The organism is Micropruina sp., assembly GCF_047602385.1.
GTDB lineage: Bacteria > Actinomycetota > Actinomycetes > Propionibacteriales > Propionibacteriaceae > Micropruina.
The window spans coordinates 261,096-281,762 of record NZ_JASGHL010000005.1; the positions used below are offsets into that span (position 1 = coordinate 261,096).

Sequence of the window (20,667 nt, forward strand, 5' to 3'; positions counted from 1 at the left end):
CACGGTCACCAGGGACGGTTCCCACGGTCACCAGGGACGGTTCCCACGGTCACCAGGGACGGTTCCCACGGTCACCAGGGACGGTTCCCACGGTCACCGACTAGCGTGACGGCATGAGCGGCCCCGGCAGCGTGATCGTGGTCGGCGGTGGGCCGGCCGGGATGGTGTGTGGGCTGCTGCTGGCCAGGGCCGGGCTGATCGTGACCGTGCTGGAGAAGCACGACGACTTCTTCCGGGACTTCCGCGGCGACACGGTGCACCCCAGCACGCTCACCCTGTTGGACGAACTGGGCCTCGGCGCCGCGTTCGACCAGGTGCCGTACAGCAAGCTGGAGCAGGTCCGGCTGCCGATCCGGGGTGGTGGTCCGGACGTGGTCGTCTCCGACCTGACCAGGTTGCGGCTCAGCCGCCCCTACATCGCGATGACGCCCCAGTGGGACTTCCTCAATGTGCTCGCGGACGCCGGCCGGGAGGAGCCGACCTTCACCCTGCGGATGGGTACCGAGTTCGTCGAACTGCTCCGTTCCGCGGGCCGGGTGATCGGCGTCCGGTGTCGCGGGAAGGGCGGCGAGGAGGAGTTGCGCGCCGACCTGGTGGTCGGCTGCGACGGCCGCTGGTCCGGCGTCCGGGCGGACGCCAAGCTGGCGTCGATCGAGCTTCCGGTCGGCTTCGACGCCTGGTGGTTCCGGTTGCCCACGGAGGTGAACGTCGGTTCCAGCCTGCTGCCGCGGAGCGCGCCGGGGGCGGTCTTCGTGATGATCCCGCGACGCGGCTATGTGCAGGCGGCCCGGCTGATACCCAAGGGCAGTGACAGCGAACTGCGGGCCGCCGGCATCGACGCCTTCCGGGACACGATCGCGGCGGCGGCGCCCGAGTTGGCCGACGCGGCGTCCGGGCTGCAGTGGGACCAGGTGAAGTTGCTGGATGTACGGGTCGACCGGTTGCGGCGTTGGTGGGCGCCGGGCTTGCTCTGCATCGGGGACGCCGCCCACGCGATGTCGCCGGCCGGCGGCGTCGGGGTCAATCTCGCCGTCCAGGACGGCGTCGCGGCGGCCCGCCTGCTGGCCGCGCCGCTGCGGGGCGGCCGGCTCACCGACGCGCATCTCCAGGCGGTGCAACGGCGCCGCGCCTTCGCGGCCCGTGCCACCCAGGCCGGGCAGCAGCTGGTCCATCGCGGCATCGACGCCCTGCTCACCGGCGGCAGCCCGCTCGAGGTCCCTCGCGGCGCCGCCGCGGTGCTCCGCCGGCTGCCCTGGCTGGCGGCCCTCCCCGCGCAGCTGGTCGGCGTCGGCGTCCGGCCCGAACATGCGCCCTGGTTCGCCCGGCGGTGACCTCGTCGGCGGATCGGCAGGCCGGGTGGCGCCCGCCGGCCACGGCGCCGTGACCGCCTGCGGCTATTGACGTCGTCGCCCCGCGCGGCGTAGATTGCGACCCTCGATTCTCGCGCCGAGAGGAGGCCACCGATGATCAATGACACGACGCTCACAACGGCGTTCGCCGCAGCCGTGCCCACGCTGGCCGCCACACTCGATGCCCGCCCGAACGGCCGCGGTCACGCGCATCGCTGACCTGTTCAGGGGAGAAGTCCGCCCAGTTCCGGCTCAGACCTGAGTCTGATCGGCTGCACCGGGCGACTCCCTTTCCGGATCGCCACGCAACCCACTGACACCCGTCACCCATCCCGCCACGGATCGGCCTTCAGGGCCACCGGCTGAGGATTCCCTGTGCAGGACGCCGCCAACGAGCGGCAGTGCGAGAAAGAACAACCATGACCGTCACCACCGACATCCGTCCGACCATCCGGGACCTCGAGTTCCGCCCGTTGACAATCCCGGCATCCGTGGACGCCCCGGACGCCACCGACTTCCTGGCCATGACCGAGACCCGCAACCGGGTCTATCGCGAGATCAGCGGACATGACGACGACTACTATTCGGCCGAAGCCCTACTGCCGCACTATCTGCCCGACGACTACGAGTTGCGCCTGGTCTGGCTGGCGGTGCTGGAGGGCCGCGTGGTCGGCCGGGTCGGCGTCGATGTCCCCCTGGAGGCTGGGTCGCGGGCCGCGTACTGGCTGGTCGAGTTGCTTCCTGAGGTCTGGGGCCGAGGCATCGGCAGCGCCGCCTACCAGCTCGTCGAGCGGGCCGCCCGCGCCCACGGCCGGACGGTGCTGCAGTCCTGGGCGCAGCACCCGGACGCGCCCGGTGAGCGGCTCGACCCGCCGACCGGGTTCGGATCGATCCCGCTCGACCACGGCGCCCGGTTCTTCCTCCGGCACGGCCATGCCCTCGAACAGATCGAGCGCCGGAGCGTGTTCGATCTCAACGGGTCGTTCGACCAGGTCGAGCGGCTCCTCGGCGAGGCATGCGACGCGTCCGGCGGCTACCGGGTCGTGCAGTGGCTGCTGCCGACCCCGGCGGAGTATGTCGACGGCTACGCCTGGATGAAATCCCGGATGTCCACCGACGTGCCGGCAGCAGCGCTCGAGTTCGACGAGGAGAGCTGGGACGCGGCGCGGATCGCCGTGCACGACGACCGCTACCTCAGCGGTGGGCAGACGGTTCAGGTGACCGCCGCCCAGCACATCGCCACCGGCGAGCTGTGCGGATTCAACGAACTCGTGATCGGTGCTGACCGGAGCCGGGCCACCCACCAGGAGGACACCCTGGTGCTCAAGGAGCATCGCGGCCACAAGCTGGGCTTGCTGGTGAAGTGCGCCGGACTGCTCTCCTGGCGAACCGTGGCGCCGGAGTCGCCACGGGTGGTCACCTACAACGCCGAAGAGAATCGGCCGATGCTGGACATCAACGAGGCCATCGGCTTCGTGCCGGCCAGCTACGAAGGCGCCTGGAAGAAGGTGCTGGAGGCCACCGACGACAGCGGCAGTACCGACTAGAGCGATGCCGGGTGGCTGGGCCGGAGATGTCCGGCTCAGCCGACCGGGCGGGTGATCGCATTCGTGCTCCAAGCGACCACCGGACAGCAGAAGAGCCTCCGACAGGGTCACTATGATCCCTTGTCGGAGGCTCTTGTCTGGTGCGCCTTGTGGGATCCCTTTCCAACCTGAGCGCCGCCGTTCGGCGCGCGGCCGATACCCAACAGGCCACGCGTACACGGGAGTGCGCGCTCGAGACACTCCCTCGGTTCCACGGACCCACCGCAAGCTCAACGAGACCGAGCGGGTAGAGCTGGTGATCCTGTTTGGCAAAGGAGCGTCGTTACACGAACTTGGTCGTCGCTACGGCATCCATCCTCAGACTGCCCAGCAACATCTGCTCCGAGCCGGCGTCGTCGTCGGGCAACTCGGCAGCCGTGTCGACCTGGCCACCCGCCGCGAGATCCTCCAACAGCACCGCACCGGACACAGCGCTCAAGACATCGCGGACAAGGTCGACGTGTCACTCTCAACTGTTGCCCGGATCCTCGGTGTGGCACGGCAGGCAGAGTAACTACCCCTTTGCTCGCCCTGCCCGCGCTTGGTGTGCTTCGATCCGGAGGTCGATTGGCAAGTAGCAGAGTGGTCGCCTGTCGTGACTGCAGCACCGCGGTATCCGTAGCACCTGGCGACGGGCCAACAATCAGGTCCCCGTCGACACTCGAATAGACTCCAGCGAGCCACAGTTGATGCTTAGACAGTGAAAGGCGTCCGCGTTCCGCGTAAAGACGTACGACCCATAGGAGCCTGAGATCGGGAAGACAACTGCTTCATGGATGAGGCACACGAAGGAGGCGACCTGATATACGAGTACCGCCGCCCCTCCATCGTTCTATCACTACGCCGTACGAGATGGGGCCAGCAGACCAGCACAGAGGATTGGCGACAGAGTGGCTGATCTCAATGCGCCCGTAGGTCGGAGCCATCGTGGAGCCTCTGAACTTAATGCCGGCCGAACTGGCTCTCTTCCGTTCGATCACCCGACCGTTGTCGTCTAGCCTTTTGGTTTCAGAGACATTCTTAGTGGTTGAAATAACCTTGCGCCTCCAATCAAAAAACACGCTGGCCCTCGTGCGGTTAGACGCTGAGTAGTATGTCGAGAAGCCACGATTGTCACCCGCGAACCGACCGCCGAAGTTCCAGCCACACAGAAAGGGAGGGAAGGAGACGGAGGCTGGCCCTATGAGCGTACGGTAGCGGACCACCGACTTCGGAAGCGTGGGAAGCGCGTTCGGACGAGCCTCTTTCGCCAAACTTGCTCGATCTGGAAAATCAAAGCTGGCGCCGCTTTGAGTTGAGACTTGCTTCGCGGAACTAGCGTTTCCGCTCACGCACACCCCGGACACCTGATCAGCAGCCCACACTTCCGTACTGTCAGCCAGTGAGTACTCAGCTAGCTGCGAGCCGGACTTCGTCAACATCACCGCGAAAGGAACCACGACACCGACGGATGATGATGTCGTTTCGTCTACGATATCGCCCTCGTCGTCCGACGCATCGGTCGTAGTGCTCTCGTTGAAAGACCGCTGCGCAAGCGCAGGAAACTCGCCTTCCATCTCCTGCGCCCGGGTGCCGACAACTGAGTCCCGCATGCCTCCCCAGACCTGGACAAGGACGCCGCCGGGACCGTCGTAGGTACTGTAAGCCGAGTCGCCAAACCTATAGGCAAGGGATACCGGTGACCCCGCTGAGGTGCGAAGGGTGGGGGTGCCATTGGGTGCAGTGAACACATAGGCACAACTGGACGCAGCAGCCGGGGAGGGGGTACTGAGACATAGCGCAATGATGGACACCGCGCTGATGGCGGCCAGGACTTTTCTCACGAGAGGAACGTAGAGGTGCTTCGTGCTCGTCAGCTAGTAGTGACCGGCACTTCTTAACCTTGCTCTCAGAGTCTGGGCTCGGACCGAGTCTTCTCGCACTATCGAACCTCGCGTAGCCTCGGTACGCTAGAAGCATCGATGCACGGGTATTGCTAGAGAAGGTGAGGCTGATGTCGACGCAAGGCTACGCGAAGTGGGTTGCGATCGTAGGGGTACTTGGACTCACGCTTGCCCTCTTTAACGGGTTGGTCGCATCGTCAGTACCTTGGCTTGTTCTGTATGGCCTTCTGATCGTCCTATGCACCGCGCTGTGGGCTCTGGATGCATGGGAAATTCCTGTAACGATCAGCGTCCACTTTCTCTTGGTGGGAGCTGTCCAGGCAGGGGGAATCTCCTGGATGGAAGATGGAACTACTGCAACTGTTGCAACATACTTTGCGGGCGCCCTCCTTGGTCTTTTGCTATCGGTTCCCATTGCTGGTGTGTGGGTCACGCTCGCTTGGATCGCAAGGTGGCTAGAGCGCCGCGCTTTGCAATCTTGGAGGCAAAGAGTGACTGCCAGTAATCGTGGCTAGCCGCCAAGCTGCTCGCTGAACGGCAAGCAGCCCAGCTCACCACCCTCCTTGGCACCACCGCTCACGAAGCCGACATTGCGGCGTTGCCACGGCTGCGCATTGTCCGTGAAGCCTTGCCGACCAGTGGCCTCAGCTACTGGAACGGGAGGGAATGGATCATCGCGCTGAGCGACAGTGACTCGCTAGCTCGGCAGCGCCACACGCTGCTGCATGAGTTCAAGCACATCATTGACCACGGAGCGGCCGGACGCCTGTACCGCAGCCAATGGGAAGCCGAACGCGCCGCCGACTACTTCGCCGCTTGCGCACTCATGCCAAAACCTGAACTCAAGCGAGTCTTCTGCACCATTACCCAGAGCCTGACGGCCCTGGCTCAACACTTCGGGGTCAGCCAGACCGCTATCCGTGTCCGTCTCGAACAAACCGGGCTGGTTGATCCAGCCAGCTTCACCCGGCAACGCTGCGCCCGGCCAGTCTCCACCCCCTGGCACGAAGAGCAGCGCTTTGTGCCAGTCGCGATGAGGAGAGCGGCGTGACCGCGGAAGCAAGGGCAGAGACGAAAACGGCGGTGCTGTATCTGCGAGTAAGTACCAAGGAGCAAGCCACCAAAGGTGGTGAGAAAGAGGGCTTCTCAATTCCGGCGCAGCGTGAATCCTGCCGACGCAAGGCCGAAGCGCTCGGTGCCACGGTCCTCGGCGAGTACGTGGATGCAGGCGAAAGCGCACGCTCAGCCAACCGTCCGGAACTTCAGCGCATGCTCCGAGACCTCCGCGGGCGGTCGGCCGACTACCTGATTGTGCACAAGGTCGATCGGTTAGCCCGCAATCGCATGGATGATCTCGAGATTCACAGTGCTTTGACTGCCGCCAGCGTCACCCTTGTGTCCTGCAGCGAGAACATCGATGAGACCCCGAGCGGCATGCTGCTGCACGGCATCATGAGTTCCATCGCCGAGTTCTACAGCCGCAACCTCGCAGCCGAAGTCTCCAAAGGTATGGGGCAGAAAGCCAGCGTGGGCGGTACACCCGGTCGCGCACCGATCGGCTACCGCAACGCAGCAGTGCAAGGACCGGATGGCCGTGAGACCCGTGGTGTCGTTTTCGACGACCAACGAGCGCCGCACATCAGGTGGGCGTTCGAGCAGTACGCAACCGGTCAGTGGACTCTGGCATCGCTTGCCAGTGAACTGGTCCAGCGCGGTCTGACCACCGTTCCGAGCCCGAAGCGGCCGGCTAAGCCCGTCCGTTTCACGCAGTTGCACATGATTCTGACCAATCGCTACTACCTCGGTGAGGTCAGCTGGCGAGGTGCCATCTATGAGGGCAAGCATGAGCCACTCGTCAGTGGCCAGGCTTTCGAGGCCGTGCAGGCGGTGTTGGAGTCACATCGCAACGGTGAACGACAGCGCGAACACACGCACTACTTGAAGTCCACCGTGTTCTGCGGTGACTGCGGCGAACGCATGACCGTGACACACGCCACCAACCGCTACGGAACGGTCTACCCCTACTTCGTCTGCCTTGGCCGCCACCAAGAACGCCATCGGTGCGAGCGACAGGCCGTCTTGATCTCAACGCTGGAGACGCTCGTCGAAGAGCTATATGAACGCATTCAGATTCGTCCAGAGCATCGCGCCGCCATCCAAGAGGCCGTCCATGGTCACTTCGCCACCTTTACCCAAGAAGCCGAACAAGACGCGCGCCGCCTCGCCCGCGGCCGGCACCGTCTTCTCGATGAGCGCACCAAGCTGCTGCAGGCGCACTACGCCGGTGCCGTACCGCTTGACCAACTGAAGGAGGAGCAGGACCGGATTGGATCCCGCCTCCGCGTCATTGAGGAGCAAGAACAGGTTGCACGTTCCCGTACTGGTGATCTCGACGCTGCCCTGGCCAAGGCATTGGACCTCCTGGAGCATTGTCACGATGCCTATCTGCGTGCCAGCGACCACGAACGCCGACTGCTGAACCAAGGACTCTTCACGCGCATCTGGGTGCACCGCGACTACACCGAGGCTGAGCTCGCGGAGCCCTTCAATCTGTTGATCCACCCGGACCTTCTCAGACTCCTGACCGGCGAGGGGGAGATGACTCCACTGGCGACGAACCCCCGCGAAGCAAGGTCTCGGCAAGCGGAACCGGTCGAAGCTCGGAGTACGTCCAAAATGAACAAACCTTCACCCGGGGGTGAAGGTTTGAATACGGCAACTTTGGTGCGCGAGAGAGGAGTTGAACCTCCACGTCCTTTCGGACACACGGACCTGAACCGTGCGCGTCTGCCATTCCGCCACTCGCGCGTGTCGCCTCAGGGCGACCCGGAAGAGACTAGCACAGCGGCCGGGGTCCGCTTGACCACCGGCGCTGCCCGCTCCCCTCGACCCGGGCTCTAGACCGCGGACACCGCCACGGGCTCACCCCGGGGCGTTCCACTACTCTGTGCGCTATGGGAGTCTTCGATCGCGTCGAGAAGAAACTGGAGGGCGCCGTCAACGGCGTCTTCGCGCGCGCGTTCAAGGGCGACGTCCAGCCGGTCGAAATCACCGCGCGATTGCAGCGCGAACTCGACTCCGAAGCGAAGCTGCTCACCCGCGAGCGTCGGCTAGTTCCCAATGACTTCACCGTGCGGTTGTCCCGGCATGATCACGACCGGCTCGCGCCGTACTCGAAGATGCTGAACTCCGAAGTCATCCCCCAGCTCAACGAGTACGCCTCGGCCAAGGGCTACATCTTTAACGGCCCGGTCACCATCGACTACGAGTTGGACGCCAGCCTGCCGACCGGCCGGTTCACCGTGCACAGTGCGGCCGTCGCCGGCGTGGACGGCTCGGACGCGTCCGCGACCCAGATCCGACGGGCAGCGCTGGTGCTCGAGGTCAACGGCGTCCGGCACCCGCTGAACCCGCCCGGTCTGGTGATCGGACGCGGCACCGAGGCCGATCTGCGGATCAACGACCCCGGGATCTCCCGCAAGCATGCCCGGATCGTCGTCCAGGGCGAGGGCGCCGACCAGCTGATCGCCATCGAGGACCTGGGCTCCACCAACGGGATCGTGATCGACGGTCACCGCGTCCGGCACGCCGACCTGGCGGCCGGCAGCCGGATCGAGATCGGCTCCACCCGGATGTCCATCACCTCACCGGGCTCTGATGTCTGATCTCGTCGTCCTCGCGCTGAAGCTGCTCTTCCTGGCGCTGCTGTGGCTGTTCGTGCTGTTCGTCGGCAACGTCATCCGCACCGACATGTTCGGCCGCAAGCTGGCCACCGACGATGCCGGTGAACTGCGGCCGGTGCGCGAACTCAAGAAGCAGCAGAAGCGCCGCGCCGCACGTCCGGCGAAGAAGCTGCCGAGCCGGCTGCGGGTCTCCCGCGGCAAGCAGGAGGGGCTGACCCTGCCGTTGGGCGAGGGCATCAAGATCGGCCGGGCGGCCGACTGCCAGCTGATCCTGGACGACGACTACGTCTCCACCCGGCACGCCCAGATCGTCCGCACCGACACCGGCTATCTGGTCGAGGACCTCGGCTCGACCAACGGCACCTATCTCAACAACGAGCGGATCACCGCCGCCACTCCGTTCGGCACCGCCGACACGCTCCGGATCGGGCGCACGCTGATGGTGGTGGAGAAGTAGCCATGGCCCTCACGTTGTCCTATCTGGCCCGCTCCGAGGTCGGCCTGGTCCGCAAGAACAACCAGGACTCGGCCTACGTCTCGCCGACCATGCTGATGGTCGCCGACGGCATGGGCGGAGCCGCCGCCGGGGACTTGGCCTCTGCGGTGGCGATCGGTGAACTGCGCGACGCCGACGGGGACTTCACCGGCGCGGACATGCTCGAGGTGGCGTCCGGGGCGATCGCCGAGGCCAACGACCGGATCCGCGAACTGGTTGCGCACGACCCGTCCCTGGACGGCATGGGCACCACCGTGTGTGGCCTGCTGTTCGACGGCGAACGGCTGGCCATCGCCAACATCGGCGATTCGCGGGCCTACCGGCTGCGCGATGGCCACTTCGAGCGGATCACCCGCGACCACTCCTGGGTCCAGACCCTGGTCGACGACGGCCGGATCACCGAGGCCGAGGCGCTGGTGCACCCGCACCGCTCGCTGATCCTGAAGGTGCTGAACGGCCAGTCCAGCCACCAACCCGATCTGGAGATGGCCGAGATCGCCCTCGGCGACCGTTATCTGATCTGCTCCGACGGCCTGTGCGGCATGGTCACCGACGAGGCCATCGAGCAGGTGCTCGGCGGCGACGACCCCGAGTCGGTCGTCGAGGAACTGATCCGGATCGCCTACGCCGAAGGCGGTCTGGACAACATCACCATCGTCTTGGCCGACGTCGTCGAGGACGCCCCGCCCGGCGAGGTGCTGGTGCTCGGCGCCGCGGCCGAGATCGACACCGAGCTGCCCACCGACGACGTGGCCGAGGACACCCGTCCGTTGCCGGTCGAGGGCGACGAATCCGACCCGAAAGCCGGAGAGCGGGCCGAACTGGCCCGCTACCAGCCGACCACCCGCGGCCGGGCGTCGGCCTGGGTGAAGGTGGTGCTCGGCGTCCTGATCCCGTTGCTCGTCCTCGGCGGCGGCGTCTTCGGCTGGTATTCGTTCACCCAGAGCAAGTACTACGTGGGCGACTCCAACGACCTGGTCGCGGTCTTCCGCGGCGTCCCCGACACCGTGCTCGGGATCAAGCTCGGCACCGTGCTCGAGGTGCACAACACTCACGTCAACGACCTGCCGCTGTTCTATCAGGAGAAGGTGCGGGCGGCGATCCCCGTCAACGACCTGGAGGCCGCCCACACCACCACCGAGGAGTTGCGCGCGATCGCCCAGCGCTGCATCGAGCAGCGCGAGCGGCGAGCCCGGTCCACCGCGACGCCGACCCCGCAGAACCCGGCGGTGAGCCCGACCCCGACGACCACCGCCCCGTCCACCGCGTCCCCGTCGCCCGGCGCGTCACCGACGATCAGCCCGGCGCCGACCGCCGACACCACGCCCAAGGCTCCCGAGGGCTGTTGACCATGGGCGAAGTCGTCGTCTTCCGCAAACGACGCGGAGTCGAACTGGTGATGCTCATCATGGGGATGGGCCTGGCCGTGGGCGGCTACCTGCTGGTGGACGTGAACGCCACCGGCGAGTTGCCCGCCGACTGGTACCGGACGCCGGGGCTGTACGTGCTGCTCGGGCTGGCCGCCCATGCGGTCATCCGCTGGCGGGTGCCCTACGCCGACCCGTTGCTGTTCCCGCTGGTCTACCTGCTGAACGGCCTCGGGCTGGTGATGATCCACCGGCTCGACCTGGGCGGTACCGAACGGACCCACTCGGCCGAACTCCAGCTCACCTGGATGGCCATCTCAATGGCGGTGTTCGCCGCGGTGCTGTTCCTGCTGCGCGACCACCACGTCCTGCAACGCTTCCCCTACCTGACTTTCCTGGCCGGCCTGGTGATCCTGCTGATGCCGCTGCTGCCGGTGATCGGCTTCGAGAACCACGGCGCCCGGATCTGGATCAAGGTGGGTCCGTACAGCTTCCAGCCGGCCGAACTGGCCAAGATCGTGCTGACCGTCGCCTTCGCGTCCTACCTGGTCGAGAAGAAGGACGTGCTGGCGCTGGCCGGCGCCAGGGTCATGGGCATCGACCTGCCGCGCGCCCGCGATCTCGGTCCGATCATCATCATGTGGCTGGCCAGCCTGGCGGTATTGATCTACCAGAAGGACCTGGGCACCTCGCTGCTGTTCTTCGGCCTGTTCGTGATGATGCTGTACGTCGCCACCGAGCGACCCAGCTGGCCGATCCTGGGCACCCTGCTGTTCGGCGCCGGCGCGTTCCTGGGCTGGCTGACCTACTCGCACGTCCAGACCCGGGTGTCGGCCTGGCTCGACCCGTTCGCGCATTGGGACCAGAACTACCAGATCATCCAGGGCCAGTTCGGGATGGCCTGGGGTGGCCTGTTCGGCACCGGCCTCGGGCTCGGCCGGCCGAATCTGACCCCGCTGGCCAAGAACGACTTCATCGCGGCGGCGATCGGCGAGGAACTCGGGGTGGCGGGGCTGATGGCGGTCATCGTGCTGTACGGGGTGATCGCGATGCGTGGCCTGCGGGCCGCGCTGACCGCCACCGAGCCGTTCAGCAAGCTGCTCGCCGCCGGGTTGTCGTTCGTCTTCGCGCTGCAGGTGTTCGCGATCGTCGGCGGCGTCACGCGGCTGCTGCCGCTGACCGGGCTGACCACGCCGTTCGTCTCCCAGGGCGGCTCCTCGCTGATCGCCAACTACGCGATGATCGCCTTGTTGATGGTGGTCACCCACCAGGTCCGGCGGCCGGCCGCACCGGTCGAAGAGCCGATGCAGTCGCTGGCGCACGACACCACTCAGGTGATCAGCGTGCCCAGCCGGACGCCCGAGCCGCGTCCCGCCGCGCCGGTGGCCGTGCCGGCCGGGGCGTCCGACCTCACCGCTCCGGTTCGGACGCCGGTGAGCGCCAGCGAACCGACCGTCGCGATCCCCGCACCCTCGGGTCCCGATGCGCCCACCGCCGCGATCCCCACACCTTCGGGCCCCGACGATCCGACCACCGCGATCCCGGCGGGCGGCTCCCCGGCGTCCGGCAACGACGTCTGGCCGGGCGGGAGGCAGTCATGAACCATCCGATCCGCCGCGTCACCCTGGTAGCGATGCTGATGAGCCTCGCCCTGCTGGCCAACCTCTGCGTCAGCTACCTGGCCCGGCAGGAGTCGCTGAACGCGAACTCGCAGAACCGGCGGGCCACCGACGCCGCCTTCGCCCAGGACCGCGGGGCCATCCTGGTCGGCAACACCCCGATCGCCGAGACCGTCGCCAGCAAGGACCAGTTCAAATTCCAGCGGCGCTACCCGCAGGGTGAGCTGTACGCCCCGGTGACCGGATACTTCTCCTACCTCTTCGGGGCGTCCGAGCTCGAACAGACCTACGGGTCGCAGCTCTCCGGCACGGACAGTTCCCAGTTCGTTAACCGGCTGCTCGACCTGGCCACCGGGGCCAAGCCCAAAGGCGCCAGCGTCCAGACCACGTTGAACGCGCGGGCTCAGCGGGCCGCCGCCAACGCGCTCGGGGACAAGAAGGGCGCCGTGGTGGCGCTGAATCCGAAGACCGGCGCCGTGCTGGCGATGGTTTCCTCGCCCACCTTCGACCCGAACAGCCTGGCCACCCACGACCAGGCGAAGTCCCGGGCGTCCTGGCAGAAACTGACCGGCGACAAGACCGGCAAGCCGATGGCCAACCGGGCCACCCGCGAGATCTTCCCGCCCGGCTCGACCTTCAAAGTGGTGGTCTCCGCCGCCGCCCTCGAAGCCGGCTACGAGCCCGACAGCCAACTCGACACCTCGTCCTACCGGCTGCCCGGCACCAACACCACTATTCGCACGACCTGTGGAAATCAGCAGACCCTGCGCCAGGCACTGGCCCGGTCGTGCAACTCGGCGTTCGCCCGGCTCGGGGTGAAGCTCGGCAAGGACGCCCTGCGCGAGCAGGCCGAGAAATTCGGCTTCGGCACCAAGCCGCTGTCCGACATCGGCTCGGTGGCCAGCCGCTTCCCGGACGAGATCGACACCCCGCAGACCGGGCTCGCCTCGATCGGCGGATTCGAGGTCGCGGCCACCCCGCTGCAGATGGCGATGGTCGCGGCCGCCGTCCGCAACGACGGCGTTGTCATGCAGCCCTACCTGGTCGAATCGGTGCGTTCGGCCGACCTGCAGGTGCTCAGCCAGACCCGGCCGTCCCAATTGCGGTTGGCGACCAGTTCGGCCAACGCCGCGAAGCTGCGGCAGATGATGGTGGACGTGGTCACCAGCGGCACCGGATCCCGGGCGCGAATCCAAGGGGTGACGGTGGGCGGCAAGACCGGCACCGCCAATTCCGACAATGTCCGGACGCCGTACGCCTGGTTCATCGCCTGGGCGGACGACCCCGAGGTCGCCGTCTGCGTCTTCGTGCAGGACGCCGAGATGCCGGCAACCGACGTCGCCGGCGGCCGGGTGGCCGCCCCGATCGCCAAGTCCGTGATCGAGGCGCTCCGGTGACCGGCCGCGCCGACTCGGCCACAATGGACACTCCGACGACGAGGAGACAACCCCATGGGTGACGAACCCAGGATGCTCGGCGGCCGCTACGAACTCGGCTCTCTGCTGGGACGCGGTGGCATGGCGCAGGTTCGCCGCGCCCGAGACATCCGGCTCGGCCGCCAGGTCGCAGTCAAACTGCTGCGCACCGACCTGGCCGGCGATCCCACCTTCCAGGCCCGGTTCCGCCGCGAGGCACAGGCCTCGGCCGGCCTCAACCACCCCAACATCGTCGCCGTCTACGACACCGGCGAGGAGCCCGATCCCGCCACCGCGGTCTCGGTGCCCTACATCGTGATGGAACTGGTCGAGGGTCACACGCTGCGCGAACTGCTGCGCGACGGACGCAAGATCCTGCCCGAACGTGCGCTCGAGTTCACCGCCGGCGTGCTGGACGCGTTGGCCTACTCGCATCGGGCCGGCATCGTGCACCGCGACATCAAGCCGGCGAACGTGATGCTGACCAACTCCGGGACGATCAAGGTGATGGACTTCGGCATCGCCCGTGCCGTCGCGGACACCTCGGCCACCATGACCCAGACCGCGGCGGTGATCGGCACCGCGCAATACCTGTCGCCCGAACAGGCCCGCGGCGAGACGGTGGACGCCCGCTCGGACATCTACTCGGCCGGCTGCATGCTCTACGAACTGCTGGTCGGCCACCCCCCGTTCCGCGGCGACTCGCCGGTGTCGGTGGCCTACCAGCACGTCCGCGAGCATCCGGTGCCGCCGAGCCAGCTCGACCCCCTGGTCACCACCCAGATGGACGCGATCGTGCTGAAGGCGCTCGCCAAGGACGCCGGCGACCGCTTCCAGACCGCGTCCGAGATGCGCGACGACATCAACCGGCTGCTGGCCGGAGAGAAGATCGAGGCCGTCCTGCGGCCACCCGAGCCGGCTCCGACCAGCATTCTCGCGGCCACCCAGGTGCTCAACGGTGCCCCGGAGTCACCCGCCCATGCGGCGTCCCCGGTCGCGCTCGAGCGCAGCGACACCGGGACGCTTCCACAGCGCGCGATCGAGGAGCCGCGGAATCGGCAGCGGGCCTGGCTGTGGGGGCTGGTGGCCTTCCTGCTCGTGCTCGGCCTCGGCTACGGCACCTACCTGCTGGTCAACCCGGGAGCGCGGGTCGCCCAGGTCGAGGTACCGAATGTCTTCGGCCGCAGCCGCGACCTGGCCGAGCAACAACTGCAGGAGGCCCAGCTGAGCGTGGTGGTCAAACCCATCAACGGTGCTGAAGACGCCACCGTCAACCGGGTGACCGGGCAGGATCCGCCCGGTGGCGCGAAGGTGCCGGCCGGTTCGACGGTCACCATCGAGGTGAACGTCGGGCCTAAGAAGGCGACCATTCCCACCAATCTGGTCGGCATGACGGCCACCGAGGCGGACAAAGCCCTCAAGGATCTCGGCTTCACCAACGTGAAGCGCGCCGCGGACACCAGCAACCCGAGCGCCAAGGCGAATACCGTCACCAACGTGAATCCGACGCCCGGGATCACCATCCCTCTGGACACCCCGATCATCCTGTACGTGGCCTCCGGAACCGGAACGGTGCCGAACTTCCTCGGACTCACCAAGTCCGGCGCGCAGGCCCAGGCCGACCGGCTGGGATTCGACGTGACCTTCACCGAGGAGGAGACCACCGAGGCGGTGCCTGGCCAGGTATTCAAGCAGAGCCCGCAGACCGGCGACGAGATCAAGCGCAGCCAGAAGATCAAGCTGGTGCTCGCGAAAGAGCCGGGCCCGACGACGACGCCCACCTCGACACCGACGACCACGCCGACCAAGACGCCCTAGCATCGCCGGTCGAACCCCGGACGGCCCCGGCTGCCCGGACCCGCGCGAGCCGCGGGTTCGGGCCGAGCCAGTCGGGTCCGCTTGGGCGGCAGCCCTCAGCGCAAGGCCATCAACGGCGTCAGTCCCACCGCGCGGGCCGGAGCGTCGGCGTCCCCACAGACGGCCAGCCAGTTGGCCAGCATCTGGTAGCCGCCCTCGGTGAGCACCGACTCGGGGTGGAACTGCACCGATTCGACCGCCAGGCTGCGGTGCCGCACCGCCATGATCACCCCGGACGCGGTGGCCGCCGTCACCTCGAGCTCCTCGGGGACGGTCGCCGGATCGAGCGCCAGCGAGTGGTAGCGGGTGGTGGTCAACGGGCTGGGCAGGCCGGCGAACACGCCGGCCCCCTCGTGCAGCACCTCGGAGGTCTTGCCGTGCAGCAGTTCCGGGGCGCGTCCGACGACGCCGCCGAACGCCACCGCCATCGACTGCAGGCCCAGGCAGACCCCGAAGATCGGCAGCTTGCCGGCGTGGGAGCGGACCACGTCGATGCAGACTCCGGCCGACTCCGGCGTGCCCGGTCCCGGTGAGATCAGCACGCCGTCGTAGCCGTCCGCCCAGTCGGGAGTGTCGAACCGCGGGTCATCGTTGCGCCAGACGTCGACCTCGGCCCCCAACTGGGCCAGGTACTGGACGAGGTTGTAGACGAACGAGTCGTAGTTGTCGATCACCAGGATGCGCGCCATGGCGCCATTCTCCCCCATCTGCGCGACCGGGCCAGGCGTGCTCAGCCGATCCTGCGAGCCTCGACGTCCAGGCTGCCGCGGTAGGCGGGCATGGTCACCGCGTTCTCCCGGCGCTGGCTGTAGCCGAGCCCGTACGCGGTGACGTACTGGCGGTAGACCTGCACCGCGGGAGATCCGGCCAGGGCGCGTTCGAGCTTGTCCTGATCGCCGATGGCGGCGATCTCATACGGCGGCGCATAGGGGACGCCGTGCAGCACCACCGAGTTCCCGACGCATTTCACCCCGGTCCGCGAGGTGACCCGTTGGCCCTGGATGGTCATCGCCTCGGCACCACCCGACCACAGCGCGTTGACCATCGCCTGAATGTCCTGCTGGTGCACCACCAGCAGTTCCGGGCTCACCCCGGGCGGCTGGACGCCGGACCGCGCGTCGTCGATCACCACCACGACGGCTGGTCCCTTGACCGGGGTCTGGCCGGCGACGACGGCGGCGGCCCGCAGGTCGTTCTCGGCCACCCCGCCCCCGTCGTCCTTGGCCAGCGCGTCCACGTCGCGGCGCAGCTTGGCGACCCGGTCGGCGAGGTCGGCGTTGCGCTTCGACTCGGACTGGATCAACCCGGCCAGGTCGGTGTTCCGGTTCGGGCGCAGGTCGCCGCCGCCGGCGTTGATGGCGCTGGTGGCGATCATGAAGCCGGCCAGCACGCAGACCGCCAGGCTGGCGATCCGGCGGCCCACCCGGACTTCGCCGGCCCGTCCGGACGCCCGGCGCAGTCGCGCCCTCGCCCGCGCCCAGCCTCGCTTCATGCCGGCGAGTCTAGAAGGCGTTCGGCCGCCGAGCGTCTGACGGTAAGATGCTCCCCATGCCGGAGTCCAGAATGCGCAAGCAGGCCGCGGACAAGAAGAAGAGCGCCTCTGCCGAGGCGGCGTCCGAGGCCCGCAAAGAGCGTCAACGCCGGGTTGCCGCGCCCGGGAGCCGACGCTGGGTACCGCCGGCCTTCATCACCGTCGGGCTGCTCGGCGTGCTCTGGCTGGTGGTCTATTACATCGCCGGGCATCTGATCCCGGTGATGAGCGATCTGGGCGGCTGGAACGTGCTGATCGGCATGGGCTGCATGGCGGCGGCGTTCGCTCTCGCCACCCTCTGGAAGTAGCTTTCGCGACCGACGGTCGACCTTGTCTGCCTTTGCTGTCGGGAGCGACCGGGAGTGTGTCGCTTTCCCCCTTGCGATTTCCTCAGCTTCCCCGCGTCGAGACTCCTCGTCCTGGCGGCTCTGACCGTCACACGATCTCGGGATCCTGCGACAGTTTCGGGTTCGGTGCAGGACTTCGCGTTCGAACGCGACATCCTCCTGCTCAGGCGAAACCGTGTGACGATCCCGAGATCGTGTCGCAGGTAATGTCGCGGTTTCGGCAGGCGCGAACGGGACTCAGCCCTGGGGCTTGAGCAGCGGGAACAGGATGGTTTCGCGGATTCCGGCGCCGGTGAACAGCATGATGGTGCGGTCGATGCCCAGCCCCATGCCGCCCATCGGCGGGGCGCCGAACTCCAGGGCTCGCAGGAAGTCCTCGTCCAACTGCATAGCTTCGGGGTCGCCGGCTGCGGCCTTGAGCGATTGGGCGACCAGGACGTCCCGTTGAATGACCGGGTCGATCAGCTCGGAGAAGCCGGTGCCGCGTTCGACGCCGCCGATGATCAGGTCCCAGGCCTCGACCAGGCGGGGGTCGTCGGGGTGGTTGCGGGCCAGCGGCTGGGCGATCGCCGGGTAGCCGTTGACGAAGGTGGGCTGCACCAGGGTGGGTTCGACGATCTCGCCGAACAGCTCCATCACCAGCTTCTGATCGATCCAGGCCGGGTCGTACTCGACGCCATGGGCATCCGCGATGGCGCGCAACCGCTCCACGGTGGTGTCCGGCGTGATCTCCTCGCCGAGCGCGTCCGACAAGCCCGGATAGACGCTCAGCCAGCTCCACTCGCCGGTCAGCTGCACCTCGCCGGCCGGAGTGTGCACCGATTCGACGCCGAGTTCGGCGGCGGCGTTGACGATCAGGTCGCGGGTCATTGCCGCGATGGTGAACTGGTCGCCCCAGGACTGGTACGCCTCCAGCATGGTGAACTCGGGCGAATGCGACGAGTCGACGCCCTCGTTGCGGAAGATCCGGCCCATCTCGTAGACCCGGTCGACCCCGCCGACGATGGCCCGCTTCAGGTAGAGCTCGATCGCGATCCGTAGCGTCATCGGGATGTCGAAGGCGTTCAGGTGGGTGTGGAACGGCCGCGCGGACGCCCCGCCGTGCACCAGTTGCAGGATCGGGGTCTCGACCTCGAGGTAGCCCTGGTCGCGCAGGGTCTGCCGGATCGAGCCGACGATCGCGGCCCGGGTGCGCACCATGTCGCGGGCCTCCTCGCGGGCGACCAGGTCGACGTAGCGCTGCCGCACCCGGGTCTCCTCGCCGAGGTCCTTGTGCAGGGTGGGCAGCGGACGCAGCGCCTTGGACGCCAACCGCCACTCGGACGCCAGCACGGACAGCTCGCCGCGCCGCGACGAGATCACCCGGCCCTTGACGAAGACGAAATCGCCGAGGTCGACGTCCGCCTTCCAGTTGGCCAGTCGTTCCTCCCCCACCTCGGCCAGCGAGATCATCACCTGCAGCCGGGTGCCCGAATCGGACGCGGTGAAGCCGTCCTGCAGGGTGGCGAAGCACAGCTTGCCGGTGTTGCGGACGAACACCACCCGGCCGCCGACGCCGACCACGTCCTGGGTCTCTTCACCGGTCTCGAGCTGCCCCCACTGGGCGTGCACCTCAGCCGCGGAGTGCGTCCGGCCCACGCTGATCGCGTACGGGTCGTTGCCGGCCTCGATCAGCCGGGCGCGCTTCTCGCGGCGCAACCGGAGCTGTTCGGGCAGGGCAGCATCATCGTCGGGCGTGGTCACCGCAGGATTGTAGCGAGCGACGACGTACTCCCTCGTTCCTCGCGCCGGGATACCGGACGACGCGGACCGCGGGGACGGTTCTCCCGGTCACCGGGGACGGTTCCCCCGGACACCGGGGACGGTTCCCCCGGACACCGGGGACGGTTCCCCCGGACACCGGGGACGGTTCCCCCGGACACCGGGGACGGTTCCCTTGGTCACCTGAGGCGGTTCCCTTCGGTCCGTCAGACGGCAAACGGAACGAAGAACCGTCCCCGGCATGTCGAAAACGGAACCAAAAGAACCGTCCCCGGCGTGTCGAACACGGAACCAAAAGAACCGTCCCCGGCGTGCCACTCAGCGCAGGAGATCGCCCAGCACCGAACCCAGCTTGGTGCCGATGCACAGGCTCGCGAAGGTGGCCATCGCCGCCGTCAGGGCCCGGACGTCGGCGGCGGCCAGGGCGACCAGGGCCACCGAACCGGGCACCAGCAGCAGGAAGGCCGGCAGGAACGACACCATCGTGGGGACGGCCACCGTGCGCTTCTCGAGCACCCGGGCGAGCAGCAGGACGACGCCCGACGTCGCACCGGTCGCGACCACTCCGCCGAGGGACGGGGTGAGCAGCACCAGCAGCGAATAGGTCAGCGCCATCACCACCACGATCAGCCCGGTCAGGGCCGGCCCGGCGGCGAAGGCGAGTCCGACTCCGACACCCAGCACCGCGATGCCGACCCAGGACACCCATAGCGGCGGCAGCGCGGCCCAGCCGGTGGCATCGGTGGCGAGCCGCGGCACATCACCGACCAGGGCGGCCGACGCGGCGTCCAAATGTAGGCCGGTGAGGACGGCTCCGGCGGCGATCCCGGCCGCCATGAAGGCCAGCACGACAAGCCCGTACACCAGTCGCGCCGAGCCGGTCAGGATGTCGGTCGCGGTCAGCTCGAGCAATCCGTTGGTGATCAGCGCACCGGGCACCAGGACGGCGATCGGCGCGCAGACCGCCAGCAGCGGCACCGCCCCGACGTCGAGCCGGGTGGCGGCCAGTCCGAGTAGCGCGGTGGAGAGCAGGCTGGCGACGAATGGAGCCAGGGCGGCCGCACCACGGACCCGTTGCGCCAGTGCGACCAGCAGTCCGACCAGGCCGCCGATCGCCAGGCTGACCAGGATCGCCCACCACGGGCAGCGGAACAGCACCGCCAGCCCGCCGGCCGACAACACGCTGCCGAATACCCAGCGCACCAGCGGGTGACCAGCGCTCTCGCGGCGGATCTCTTCGATCCGGGAGGTCGCCTCGACGAGCGGGACGACCCCGGCGCGCAGCTCACGAACCAGCCGGCCGGCGCGTCCGGACTGCCGGAACGACAGCTCGCCCTCGCCGGCCGGCACCATCATCGCGGCGCCGGTGGTGCGCCGAGTGACCATCACCAGTTCGGGCAGGACGCCGACCCGGATGTCCTCGGGCAGTGCTGCCTGCCGGATCGCGTCCAAGGTGTCCCGCACATCGGTCACCGACGATCCGGCGTCCAGCAGCAGCGCACCCAGGCGGCCGAGCGCCAACGCCTCGTCCTCGCCGCCGGGCTCAGCGCCCGACCTCGGGGGTGGGAGGGCTGCCATGGATTCAGTGAACCCTCTCGACGCTCACCGAAGCACGCGGACGCGCGGGACCTCGGCCGAACGCGGTCCGGGATGACGATGGAGGCGACGTGGTGACCAAGAGAACCGTCCCCACGGTCACGTGGTGACCAAGAGAACCGTCCCCACGGTCACCGGGGACGGTTCCTCCGGTCACTTTGGGATCTCGACAGGCTC

The 20,667-nt window shown here is 67.7% G+C and carries 15 protein-coding genes, 1 tRNA gene and 2 pseudogenes; 12 read left to right on the forward strand and 6 right to left on the reverse strand.

Features of this window, described 5'->3' with window-relative positions:
• Nucleotides 1-113: 113 nt before the first annotated feature.
• From QM711_RS16765 to QM711_RS16785, 5 genes and pseudogenes are all read left to right on the forward strand, one after another.
• Nucleotides 114-1,331, forward strand: coding sequence for an FAD-dependent oxidoreductase (locus QM711_RS16765; RefSeq protein ID WP_415101414.1), 1,218 nt, complete (start codon nt 114-116; stop codon nt 1,329-1,331).
• Between the two features lie 437 nt (nt 1,332-1,768).
• The gene (locus QM711_RS16770) at nt 1,769-2,896 is read left to right on the forward strand and encodes a GNAT family N-acetyltransferase (RefSeq protein ID WP_415101416.1); all 1,128 of its coding nucleotides are present in this window, start codon (nt 1,769-1,771) and stop codon (nt 2,894-2,896) included.
• Nucleotides 2,897-3,191: 295 nt separating this feature from the next.
• Nucleotides 3,192-3,449, forward strand: coding sequence for a helix-turn-helix domain-containing protein (locus QM711_RS16775; RefSeq protein WP_415101418.1), 258 nt, complete (start codon nt 3,192-3,194; stop codon nt 3,447-3,449).
• Nucleotides 3,450-5,416: 1,967 nt separating this feature from the next.
• The gene (locus tag QM711_RS16780; RefSeq protein WP_415101420.1) at nt 5,417-5,869 is read left to right on the forward strand and encodes an ImmA/IrrE family metallo-endopeptidase; all 453 of its coding nucleotides are present in this window, start codon (nt 5,417-5,419) and stop codon (nt 5,867-5,869) included.
• 32 nt (nt 5,870-5,901) lie between these two features.
• Nucleotides 5,902-6,921: pseudogene (locus QM711_RS16785) on the forward strand (recombinase family protein); the annotation flags it as partial.
• A gap of 9 nt (nt 6,922-6,930) precedes the next feature.
• On the opposite strand, the gene QM711_RS16790 reads toward QM711_RS16785, so the two are convergent.
• Nucleotides 6,931-7,380 (reverse strand): hypothetical protein, encoded by a 450-nt coding sequence (locus tag QM711_RS16790; protein ID WP_415101422.1) that lies wholly within the window; start codon nt 7,378-7,380, stop codon nt 6,931-6,933.
• Nucleotides 7,381-7,540: 160 nt separating this feature from the next.
• Nucleotides 7,541-7,626, reverse strand: a tRNA-Leu gene (locus QM711_RS16795).
• 146 nt (nt 7,627-7,772) lie between these two features.
• On the opposite strand from QM711_RS16795, the gene QM711_RS16800 reads away from it, so the two are divergent.
• The 6 genes and pseudogenes from QM711_RS16800 to pknB all read left to right on the forward strand — a co-directional run bounded on the left by QM711_RS16800 (nt 7,773) and on the right by pknB (nt 15,216).
• A complete protein-coding gene (locus QM711_RS16800) occupies nt 7,773-8,483 on the forward strand; it encodes an FhaA domain-containing protein (protein ID WP_415101424.1) in 711 nt (236 codons plus the stop codon).
• Entirely contained in the window at nt 8,476-8,958 is a 483-nt protein-coding gene (locus tag QM711_RS16805; RefSeq protein ID WP_415101426.1) for an FHA domain-containing protein, read from the forward strand. Before QM711_RS16800 ends, QM711_RS16805 begins: the two co-directional genes overlap by 8 nt.
• 2 nt (nt 8,959-8,960) lie before the next feature.
• On the forward strand, nt 8,961-10,346 hold the full coding sequence (locus QM711_RS16810; RefSeq protein ID WP_415101428.1) for a PP2C family protein-serine/threonine phosphatase: 1,386 nt from the start codon (nt 8,961-8,963) through the stop codon (nt 10,344-10,346).
• A gap of 2 nt (nt 10,347-10,348) precedes the next feature.
• Nucleotides 10,349-11,695, forward strand: a pseudogene (locus QM711_RS16815) (FtsW/RodA/SpoVE family cell cycle protein); the annotation flags it as partial.
• Nucleotides 11,696-11,961: 266 nt separating this feature from the next.
• A complete protein-coding gene (locus tag QM711_RS16820) occupies nt 11,962-13,380 on the forward strand; it encodes a peptidoglycan D,D-transpeptidase FtsI family protein (RefSeq protein WP_415101430.1) in 1,419 nt (472 codons plus the stop codon).
• Nucleotides 13,381-13,434: 54 nt separating this feature from the next.
• Nucleotides 13,435-15,216 (forward strand): Stk1 family PASTA domain-containing Ser/Thr kinase, encoded by a 1,782-nt coding sequence (pknB, locus tag QM711_RS16825; RefSeq protein WP_415101432.1) that lies wholly within the window; start codon nt 13,435-13,437, stop codon nt 15,214-15,216.
• Nucleotides 15,217-15,311: 95 nt separating this feature from the next.
• Here pknB and QM711_RS16830 read toward each other — a convergent pair whose 3' ends face one another.
• Nucleotides 15,312-15,944, reverse strand: a complete 633-nt coding sequence (locus QM711_RS16830) for an aminodeoxychorismate/anthranilate synthase component II (protein ID WP_415101434.1) — start codon at nt 15,942-15,944, stop codon at nt 15,312-15,314.
• Nucleotides 15,945-15,985: 41 nt separating this feature from the next.
• A complete protein-coding gene (locus QM711_RS16835) occupies nt 15,986-16,747 on the reverse strand; it encodes a DUF881 domain-containing protein (RefSeq protein ID WP_415101436.1) in 762 nt (253 codons plus the stop codon).
• Nucleotides 16,748-16,803: 56 nt separating this feature from the next.
• Between QM711_RS16835 and QM711_RS16840 the strand changes: the two genes are divergently transcribed.
• Nucleotides 16,804-17,094, forward strand: a complete 291-nt coding sequence (locus QM711_RS16840; RefSeq protein ID WP_415101438.1) for a cell division protein CrgA — start codon at nt 16,804-16,806, stop codon at nt 17,092-17,094.
• A gap of 276 nt (nt 17,095-17,370) precedes the next feature.
• On the opposite strand, the gene lysS is transcribed toward QM711_RS16840, so the two are convergent.
• A complete protein-coding gene (gene lysS, locus QM711_RS16845; protein ID WP_415101440.1) occupies nt 17,371-18,876 on the reverse strand; it encodes a lysine--tRNA ligase in 1,506 nt (501 codons plus the stop codon).
• A 336-nt stretch (nt 18,877-19,212) separates the two neighbouring features.
• Nucleotides 19,213-20,472 (reverse strand): threonine/serine exporter family protein, encoded by a 1,260-nt coding sequence (locus QM711_RS16850; protein ID WP_415101442.1) that lies wholly within the window; start codon nt 20,470-20,472, stop codon nt 19,213-19,215.
• Nucleotides 20,473-20,667: the final 195 nt, after the last annotated feature.